This is a genomic window from Streptomyces endophyticus, assembly GCF_035798155.1.
GTDB classification, from domain to species: domain Bacteria; phylum Actinomycetota; class Actinomycetes; order Streptomycetales; family Streptomycetaceae; genus Streptomyces; species Streptomyces endophyticus.
The window spans coordinates 1-8536 of the sequence record NZ_JAOZYC010000038.1; the positions used below are offsets into that span (position 1 = coordinate 1).

Here is an 8536-nt window from a genome sequence, read left to right on the forward strand (position 1 = left end):
GCTCGCCTGGACCGGGCAGCCGGTGCCCGCGCGGGCCGGGGAGGGGCCGCGCAGGCTCGCCGCCGCCGTGCGGAGCGGGGAGGCGCCCGGCGCGCTGCCCGCACCCGCCCGCGCCGACGCGGGGCTGCGGGCCCTTGACGAGGCGCTTCTGCGGGCCGCCGAGGCGTTCGACGGCGCCGGTGTCCGGAGCGTGGTGGCCGGACGGCGCCCGCCCGAGTCCGGGACCGGGCTGCTGGACAAGGTCGTCGGGCCCGCGGCGGCCCGCGTCGGACTGCGCTTCGGGGCCGGTGTCCAGCTGCCGGCGGGCCGGCGGCGCGCGTCCGTGGGCGGGGTGCTGCGCAGGGTGGCCGGTCCCGCCGGGCGCGAGTACGGCGTCCGGGTCGGGCTCTCCTTCGGCGCCAGCGCCGCCGTCGCCCAGGCCCTGCATCCGCTGCACTGGTACTGGCTGCCCGCCACCGCCGTCTTCCTCGTGAAGCCGGACCTCGGACCGCTCGCCTCGCGCGCGCTGTGCCGGGCCGCGGGGACCGTCGCGGGCGCCGTCCTCTTCGCGGGGCTCGCCGCTGTGCTGCCCCAGCCGCTCGGGCTCGTCGCGCTGGTCGCCGCCTGTGGGGCGCTGATCCCCGTCGCCACCCGGCACTTCGCCGCGCAGACCGCCGTCGTCACCGTCCTCGTGCTGTCCCTGGTGATGGTGGGCGGGGAGCCGCAGGCGTCCTGGAACCGGATCACCGAGACGCTGCTCGCCTGCGCCATTGTGCTGGTCGCCGGGCATCTGTCGCTGCCGGGCGGGCACCGCGGGGGCGGGGTGCGGGTGCGGCTCGCCGTCGCGCACGACGCCGCCCACGCCTACGTACGGCATGTGCTGAGCGAATCCGCGCAAGGAGCGGAGGGCGTGGAGGGCGCGCAGGCGGCGCGGGGCGCCGACCGGCACGGGCGGTGGGCGCTGCGGCGCGAGGCGTACCGGACGCTCGCGCAGGCGCGGGCCGCCGTGGACCTGGCCGCAGCCGAACTGCCGGTGCTCGCGCGGCACTCGGACGGCTCGCGGCAGGTGACCGTCGTACTGGAGCGGCTGGTCGACGCGACGACCGCGTGCGCGGTGCAGGTCGACGACACCGGGCGGGTGCCCGAGCAGCACGCGCGCAGGATCGACGTGCTGCTCGCGGAACTCGCCGCCTGACACGCACGGTTCAGGGCCGCAGATCGATCCACACGGGCGCGTGGTCGGACCCCGGCGCGTCCCGCCGGTCCTGCGGATCCCCGCCCACCGACGGCAGCGGTTCGAGCGCGGCGCCCTCCCCACGCGGCGCGCCCGTCCCGGCGCGGACGACGTGGCCGAGCAGTTCGTGCGAGACGAAGACGTGGTCGATCAGCTCGCGGTGGCCCGCGTACACCCGCGAGTACCGCTGCTCCTCGGGGATCAGCGGCGCCACGTTCCACAGCCGCTTCGCGTCGCCCTTGTCGGCGTGGTCGAAGCCGGGCGTGCCGATCTCGGAGCCGGGCGGACCCTGGAGGATCTGGGTGCTCGCGGCGGACACCTCGTCGTTGAAGTCGCCCAGGACGGCGACGCGTTCACGACGGCCGTCCTCCCCGATGAGGGTGTCCGCGAGGGCGCGTACGGTCGTCGCCTCCGCCGCGCGCCGCTCCAGCGCGTACGCCGCGTAACGTGCCCGCTCGCCCTCGTCGCGCGGCATGAACCGGCCGCCCGGGTAGCCGAGCAGCTTCGACTTGAGGTGGCAGACGGCGGCCGTGAGCCAGGTCGCCCGCGTCGAGAAGTGCACGGCGAGCACGCCCCGGCCCGCCCGGTCCGCCGTCCTGCCGCCGTCGTCCACCTGCACCGGGCGCACCGCCTCCGGGAACGCGGCCGTGTCCGCGACCACGCGCACGCCGACGTCGCCGAGGAAGCCGACCCGGATCCCGCGCTCGTCGGGGTACTGCGACAGCGTCGCCGTGTAGCGGCCGTCGAGCAGCTGCACCAGATCGTCGAGCGCCGCCGGGTCGCCGACCTCCTGCACGCCGAGAAGGGTGGGCCGGAGCCGGTTCACGGTGGCGGCGAGAGAGGCGAGTTTCGCCTCGTAAGTGGCCTTGTCACGGGGGCCGTAGGGGCCGCCGGGGCGGTAGAGGTTCTCCAGGTTCCAGGTTCCGACGAGCATGGCGTGCTCCGTCCTCTGGCCGGCCCGGACGGGCCGGGGCGGCCAGCGTGCCAGCGGCTCCGCCGGGAGGACAGCGCTCCTTCAGAAAATCAGGGCCCCTTCGGGGAATCAGGGCTTGTTCAGAAAAACTTCCGCCGCAGCGATGAGTTCCGCACGGCCCCGCGGTCACCCCTGACGAGAGACACGACCGGAGGAGGAACCATGGGGCTGCCGAAGGTGGTCACGCGCGAGGAGTGGCGCGTCGCGCGCGAGGAACTGCTCGCCCTGGAGAAGGCGGCGACCCGGGCGCGGGACGCGCTGAACACACGGCGGCGCGAGCTGCCCATGGTCGAGATCGACAAGTCGTACGTCTTCGAGGGCCCGGACGGGAAGTCGGAGCTGCTCGACCTGTTCGATGGACGTCCCCAACTCGTCGTCTACCACTTCATGTTCGCGCCCGACTGGGACGCGGGCTGCCGCAGCTGCTCCGGATTCCTCGACCAGATCGGGCACCTGGCCCATCTGCGGGCCCGTGGTACGGAGTTCGCGGCGGTGTCCCGCGCGCCGTTCACCCGGATCCTGCCGTTCAAGGCACGGATGGGCTGGACGGTTCCCTGGTACTCGTCCCATCTCAGCGATTTCAACCAGGACTTCGGCGCCACGTACGTGGACGAGGACGGCACCCTCCAGGAGCAGCCCGCGATCAGCTGCTTCCTGCGCGAGGGGGAGCGGGTGTTCCACACGTACTCGACGTTCGCCCGCGGCATGGACCACATCGGGTTCACCACGAACCTCCTGGACCTCACCGCTCTCGGCCGCCAGGAGGAGTGGGAGAAACCGGAGGGGCGCGCGTCGGCTCTCGGGGCGCCCGCGGGCAGTGCGCGGGTGCGCTATCACGACGAGTACGTCGACTGAGGCCCGCCGGGACCTCCGCCCGTACGACCTGACCTCGTCTCAACTCGGTGTCATTCTCGTCACGTTGCGAGCCGGAACCGCCCCTGTCAACGTTCTCCCTCATGAAGCGCCCGGACGCGCCGGGCGCCGCACATCGGCACGATCACGGGGGCAGGGACGAGCGATGATCAACGGACGAGTGGTGTTGCAACGTTTTCCGGCGGGCGGCCCCCGCGGCTCCTGGCCCGCGGAGGAGTACGCGAACCGGCGCCGTCAGGAGGGCCAGCCGGCCGAAGTGGTGATGGACCTGGCGACGGACGCGTTCCTGGTGATCGTGCGGGGGCCGGTGGCCGAGCCCGTGGGCTGACTCCCGTCCGTGGAAGGCGACTTACGACGCGCCGACCAAGGCGATTTACGAAGCGCCGACCGAGCGTGACCACACCGGCGTGGTCCCCGTGACCCGGCACAGCGCGAGGTACAGCGGAATCGGCGGCGTGTACGGCACCGAACCCTCCGGACAGTGCACCAGTGCGGGCGGCCGCGGGGCGTCGAGCACCAGGGCGCCCGCCGTGTAGCACGCGGGCGCGGGCCACTCCAGGGACACGTCGGAGTCCGACGGCACGAGCCACCACCAGTGCGCCCCGTCCGCGTACACACAGCCCATCCGCGGCAGGCGCTTCGCCATCGCCCGGCCGAACTCCTCGGGCACCGCGACGGCGTCGCAGCCGAGCGGCGCGGTCATGCCCGCGGGCACGCTGAGCCGCACGGGCGGCGTACGGCCCGCACGCGGAGCCTCAGCGCGCTCCGGACGCCGGGGGCGATGCCTCCGGGCCAGTCCGGCCAGCGAGTTCAAGTGCATCGTCCGCTTGCCCGTTGTCACCACGCCCATCCGATCCCGTTTCGCACATTCGTCGTTCCTCCGCCCGCCGTCCGGCAGGGGCGGGCTCTCACCAGGCCCATCCGGCGCCGTCCGATGCGCCGGGGACGGGGCCCGGTGACTGCGGTTCCTGGTCGTCGCGCGGCAGTTCGGCCCAGACGAGAAGTCCTGGGCCGGTCTCCTGGGCGCCCCACGCCGTGGCGACCGCGGCTACGAGGAGGAGCCCCCTGCCGTGTTCCTCCTCGGGCGCGACGCGGCCCACGCGGGCGTCACCGGGGATGCAGCCCTCGTCCCTGACCGCTATGCGCAGGCGGTCACCGGAGTCGTCGCGCAGCTCGCGCAGTTCGCAGTGGATGCGCCGGCTCGCGGTGTGCACGATCGCGTTCGTGACCAGTTCGGACACGACGAGGGCCGCCGCGTCACAGGTGTCCTCGCACGCGCCCCACGCACTGAGATGGGTACGCGTCACGCGCCGGGCCTGAGCGGCGGAGCCCGGGTGGGGAGCCAGTTCGAAACTGCTGCGACGGGTCGCCGACGGGTGGGCCCCTGCCGGGGTACCCGAACGGTTACCGAGCGTAGTTTCGCCGGCTTCTGTTCCTAAAGGCGCAGACGGAGTCACGCTTGCCACTATCTCCCCGCCATGAACACTTGGCAAGGGCCACTCTGAAAAGTGCAGAGTGGCGTATGCCGTGTGGAGTGGGCATGGCAGACTGCTCGCAACAGCGCGCCACGCGGCCCTCATCGGGGGCGAATCGCAGGGAAACGGCCGGTGAGGGACGTCTTTCGGGCCTTTTTCCGCGATGAAAAGTGGCGGGATTCAGACATCGGGACTACTGGGAGGTAGGGGGCGTGAGCGAACCTCGGTCCGCGCCGACGGTCGGCCAGGTCGTTCTCGGCCGCCGCCTGCAGGACCTTCGCGAGGGCGCCGGGCTCAAGCGCGAGGAGGCCGCGAAAGTACTCCGCGTGACCGCCGCGACGATCCGCCGCATGGAGACCGCCGAGGTCTCGCTGCGGATCCCGTACGTCCAGCTGCTCCTGAAGTCCTACGGCGTCGCGGACGACGAGACCTCCTCCTTCATCCAACTCGCGGAGGAGGCGAACAAGCCGGGCTGGTGGCAGCGGTACCACGACATCCTGCCCGGCTGGTTCTCCATGTACGTGAGCCTGGAGGGCGCGGCCCGGCTCATCAGGTCCTACGACCCGCACTTCGTGCCCGGCCTGCTGCAGACCGAGGACTACGCGCGCGGGGTGCTCGAGTCCGGGGCCATAGGCCGTGCGCTCGCCGAGGACCCGGACGTCGTCGAGCGGCACGTCGCCCTGCGGTTGCAGCGTCAGGCCCTGCTCACCCGCGAGGACGCGCCCCGCCTGTGGGTCGTGATGGACGAGACCGCCCTGCGCCGCCCGGTCGGCGACGCGGACGTGATGCGCGCCCAGATCGACCGGCTGCTCGAAGCGATGGATCTGCCGAACGTGACGCTCCAGGTCGCGGAGTTCGCCGCGGGCCCGCACCCGGGCACGTACGGACCCTTCGTCCTGTTCCGATTTGCCATGTCAGAACTGCCGGACATGGTCTACAGCGAGTACCTGACAGGCGCGGTCTACCTCGACGCGCGCCCCGAGGTGGCCACCCACCTCGAAGTCATGGACCGCATGGCGGCGCATGCCGCGACGGCGCAACGCACAAAGGAGATCCTCCGCGATCTCCGCAAGGAGCTGTGAATGGACTCGATCAAGGACCGAATACGAGGCGTCGACGGCGAGCCGATCTACAACGGCATGCCCGCGCGCGAGCTCGGCGGCGAAGGCTGGCACAAGCCGTGGAGTGGCGGCAACGGAGGCAACTGCCTCGAAGCCATGAAGCTGGCCGACGGGCGCGTCGCCGTACGTCAGTCCTCGGACCCGGACGGGCCCGCGTTGATCTACACCATCGGTGAGATCACCGCGTTCATCGAGGGAGCGAAGTCGGGGGCGGCGGACTTTCTGCTGTCGTGACGCGCCGCGGGTCGCCCGCGTTCAGGTGAGCGGTCCGGGTGGTCCGGGCCGCTCAGACGGTCATCGGGCGGTCGTGCGCCCCGATCGGCTCCGGCAGCTGCGTCCGCCCCGTCAGCCAGCGGTCGACCGCGGCGGCCGCCGCCCTTCCCTCGGCGATCGCCCACACCACGAGCGAAGCGCCGCGCCCCGCGTCACCCGCGACGAACACGCCCGGCACACCCGTCGCGAAGGCGGCGTCCCGCGCGAGACGGCCCCGCTCGTCGACCCCGAGGCCCAACTGGTCGATGAGGCCCCCGGCTTGACGCTCGGGACCGTGGAAGCCGAGCGCGAGCAGCACCAGATCGGCGGGCAGTGTCCGCCCCGTTCCCGGCAGCGGTCGGCGCGCCGCGTCCACCTCCACGAGGTGCAGCGCGCGCACATGTCCCGCGGCGTCCCCTGTGAAGCGCAGCGTGGAGGCGGCGAAGAGCCGGGCGTCCGCGTCGGCCGCCGGGGCCGTGCGCAGCTCACCGGCCTCCTCGTGCGCGGCGGAGAGCCGGTACAGCTTCGGGTACGTCGGCCACGGCTCGGCGTCCTCGTCACGCGCCTCGCCCGGCCTGTCGTAGATGTCCAACTGGGTGACGGACGCGGCCCGTTCGCGCACCGCCGTGCCGAGGCAGTCGGCGCCGGTGTCGCCGCCGCCGACGATGACGACGTGTTTGCCGGTGGCGGTGAGCGGCGACTCCTGCGTCTTCTGGATGGCCTGTGGGGTGTTCTTCCCGTTCTCGTACGCGCGGTTGGCCCACGGCAGGTACGTCATCGCCTGCTCGACGCCCGCCAACTCCCGTCCGGGTACGTCCAGTTCGCGCCATTTCGTGGCCCCGGTCGCGACGATCACGGCGTCGTAGCGGGACCGCAGGTCGGCGGCTTCGAGGTCCCGGCCGATCTCCGTCGACGTACGGAACCGCACGCCCTCTTTGGTCAACTGGTCGAGTCGGCGGTCAAGTTGGCGCTTCTCCATCTTGAACGCGGGGATCCCGTAGCGCAGCAGCCCGCCCGGCCGGTCGTCCCGCTCGTACACGGCGACCGTGTGCCCGGCCCGCGTCAGCTGCTGCGCGGCCGCGAGTCCGGCGGGGCCCGAGCCGACGACGGCGACGGTCAGACCGCTGTGCCGCTCGGGCGGCTGCGCGGACACGAAGCCCTCGTCCCAGGCCCGGTCGGCGATGGCGACCTCCACGTTCTTGATGGTCACGGCCGGCTGATTGATGGCGAGGACGCAGCCCGCCTCACACGGGGCCGGGCACAGGCGGCCGGTGAACTCCGGGAAGTTGTTCGTGGCGTGCAGCCGCTCGCTCGCCGCCTGCCAGTCGTCCCGCGAGACCAGGTCGTTCCACTCGGGGATCAGGTTCCCCAGCGGGCACGCCTCGTGGCAGAACGGGATCCCGCAGTCCATGCAGCGGTCGGCCTGCGCTTCGATGATGGGCAGCAGGCCGCCGGGGACGTACACCTCGTCCCAGTCGCGGACCCGCTCCCCGACGGGGCGGCGCGGCGCCTCCCGCCGGGACGTGGTGAGGAAGCCCTTGGGGTCGGCCATGGCCGTCTCCCTACGCCGTGACTACTGGCTCTGGCTCTTTTCGTCACGATACGTCGGGTGGGCGCGGGCCGCCCCAGCTCACGTCGGGGCTCATGTCAGGGTTCACGTCAGGGCGAGCACGAACAGCAGCGAGGCGGCGGCTCCCGTCGCCGCCCGTACGTGGTTCCACCGCACCCACTCGACGAGATACGTCCGCCACTGCGCGGTGCTGCCCTCGGACTCCTCGGCGCCGGAGAGGCCGGCGAGCGCCGCGTTGCGCGGCACGTTCGCCAGGACCGTCACGCCGAAGGAGCCCGCCAGATACAGCGCGCAGCCGAGCAGCAGCTCGATGGTGCCCGCGTCGGGCCAGAGCACGAACGTCACGACCGCGATCACCGCGCACAGCACCGCCGCGCCGAGGAAGACGACCATGAACGGCGGCGTGAGGGCGGCGACGTTGATGGCGTTCATCGCGGTGATCCCCTGCGCGGCGGGCAGCGCGCCCAGCCCGCGCATCACGAATGTGGAGAACGCGATGAACACCCCTGAGCTCACCCCGCACCAGACCGCCCCCAGCACGACCAGCACGAAATACGGTCCCTCGATCATGCGCTCCCCCCTATCAAGAGGGATCATGCCGCAGTTTGTCGGTTGTGGACAGTGATTTCACGATTACATTGAGCGAACGGTGCCGGTTGTGGCGGTTCTGTGGAGTACGGTGGGAGCGGCGCGGCCGTCGGGTGTGGCGGGTGCGGTGGATGGGGCGGGAGCGGTGCGTGTGGCGGGTGCGGTGGATGGGGCGGGAGCCGGTCCCTGCCACTCGTTCAGTACCGCCGCCACGGCCTCGGCCACCCGCGACCGCGCCTCCCTCCGGGGTACGCCCTCCATCAGCAACCGGTCGTAGGGCGTGTCCACATGGCGCACGGCAGCCCGCACCGCGGCCGCGACCGCACCCTCCGAAAGCGCCCGCCCCGCCGCGCTCCGGCCCACCCGCCCGCTCCCGCGCGCCCCGGCATGCGCGGCGATCGCCGCCGCCCGGTCCTCCGGGCAGCCGGGGAACAGCAGCCGGATCCGCGCCGCGAACTCCGCCACGAACAC

The 8536-nt window shown here is 72.6% G+C and carries 11 protein-coding genes; 5 read left to right on the plus strand and 6 right to left on the minus strand.

Going from position 1 to position 8536, the window contains the following annotated elements:
* The coding region (locus tag OKJ99_RS06935; RefSeq protein ID WP_326014899.1) for an FUSC family protein at window positions 1–1174 on the plus strand (1174 nt) is incomplete at its 5' end.
* A 10-nt stretch (window positions 1175–1184) separates the two neighbouring features.
* Here the strand turns inward: OKJ99_RS06935 and OKJ99_RS06940 are convergent.
* Complete coding sequence (locus tag OKJ99_RS06940) at window positions 1185–2147, minus strand: endonuclease/exonuclease/phosphatase family protein (RefSeq protein WP_326014900.1); 963 nt, start codon at window positions 2145–2147, stop codon at window positions 1185–1187.
* Between the two features lie 201 nt (window positions 2148–2348).
* On the opposite strand from OKJ99_RS06940, the gene OKJ99_RS06945 reads away from it, so the two are divergent.
* Window positions 2349–3041: a DUF899 domain-containing protein gene (locus tag OKJ99_RS06945; protein WP_326014901.1), complete on the plus strand. Its 693-nt coding sequence runs from the start codon at window positions 2349–2351 to the stop codon at window positions 3039–3041.
* Window positions 3042–3204: 163 nt separating this feature from the next.
* Window positions 3205–3387 (plus strand): hypothetical protein, encoded by a 183-nt coding sequence (locus OKJ99_RS06950; protein ID WP_326014902.1) that lies wholly within the window; start codon window positions 3205–3207, stop codon window positions 3385–3387.
* 45 nt (window positions 3388–3432) lie between these two features.
* Here the strand turns inward: OKJ99_RS06950 and OKJ99_RS06955 are convergent, their stop codons facing one another.
* Together OKJ99_RS06955 and OKJ99_RS06960 are read right to left on the minus strand one after the other, a co-directional pair.
* Window positions 3433–3909 carry a hypothetical protein gene (locus OKJ99_RS06955; RefSeq protein WP_326014903.1) on the minus strand — a complete coding sequence of 159 codons (477 nt, stop codon included), beginning with the start codon at window positions 3907–3909 and terminating at the stop codon, window positions 3433–3435.
* 58 nt (window positions 3910–3967) lie between these two features.
* Entirely contained in the window at window positions 3968–4405 is a 438-nt protein-coding gene (locus OKJ99_RS06960) for an ATP-binding protein (protein WP_326014911.1), read from the minus strand.
* Between the two features lie 341 nt (window positions 4406–4746).
* On the opposite strand from OKJ99_RS06960, the gene OKJ99_RS06965 reads away from it, so the two are divergent.
* Window positions 4747–5616, plus strand: coding sequence for a helix-turn-helix domain-containing protein (locus tag OKJ99_RS06965; RefSeq protein WP_326014904.1), 870 nt, complete (start codon window positions 4747–4749; stop codon window positions 5614–5616).
* On the plus strand, window positions 5617–5889 hold the full coding sequence (locus tag OKJ99_RS06970; RefSeq protein WP_326014905.1) for a DUF397 domain-containing protein: 273 nt from the start codon (window positions 5617–5619) through the stop codon (window positions 5887–5889).
* Window positions 5890–5941: 52 nt separating this feature from the next.
* Here the strand turns inward: OKJ99_RS06970 and OKJ99_RS06975 are convergent, their stop codons facing one another.
* The 3 genes from OKJ99_RS06975 to OKJ99_RS06985 form a co-directional block, all read right to left on the minus strand.
* Window positions 5942–7459: a glutamate synthase subunit beta gene (locus OKJ99_RS06975; RefSeq protein ID WP_326014906.1), complete on the minus strand. Its 1518-nt coding sequence runs from the start codon at window positions 7457–7459 to the stop codon at window positions 5942–5944.
* Window positions 7460–7561: 102 nt separating this feature from the next.
* Window positions 7562–8047: an anthrone oxygenase family protein gene (locus OKJ99_RS06980; RefSeq protein WP_326014908.1), complete on the minus strand. Its 486-nt coding sequence runs from the start codon at window positions 8045–8047 to the stop codon at window positions 7562–7564.
* Window positions 8048–8110: 63 nt separating this feature from the next.
* Window positions 8111–8536 (minus strand): DUF2293 domain-containing protein (locus OKJ99_RS06985; protein ID WP_326014910.1); only part of this gene is annotated, 426 nt, incomplete at its 5' end.

Excerpts from the sequence above, each read along its gene's own strand:
- OKJ99_RS06940 (WP_326014900.1), bottom strand. The coding sequence starts at position 2,147 with ATGCTCGTCGGAACCTGGAACCTGGAGAACCTCTACCGCCCCGGCGGC.
- OKJ99_RS06945 (WP_326014901.1), top strand. The coding sequence starts at position 2,349 with ATGGGGCTGCCGAAGGTGGTCACGCGCGAGGAGTGGCGCGTCGCGCGC.
- OKJ99_RS06950 (WP_326014902.1), top strand. The coding sequence starts at position 3,205 with ATGATCAACGGACGAGTGGTGTTGCAACGTTTTCCGGCGGGCGGCCCC.
- OKJ99_RS06955 (WP_326014903.1), bottom strand. The coding sequence starts at position 3,909 with ATGGGCGTGGTGACAACGGGCAAGCGGACGATGCACTTGAACTCGCTG.
- OKJ99_RS06970 (WP_326014905.1), top strand. The coding sequence starts at position 5,617 with ATGGACTCGATCAAGGACCGAATACGAGGCGTCGACGGCGAGCCGATC.
- OKJ99_RS06975 (WP_326014906.1), bottom strand. The coding sequence starts at position 7,459 with ATGGCCGACCCCAAGGGCTTCCTCACCACGTCCCGGCGGGAGGCGCCG.
- OKJ99_RS06980 (WP_326014908.1), bottom strand. The coding sequence starts at position 8,047 with ATGATCGAGGGACCGTATTTCGTGCTGGTCGTGCTGGGGGCGGTCTGG.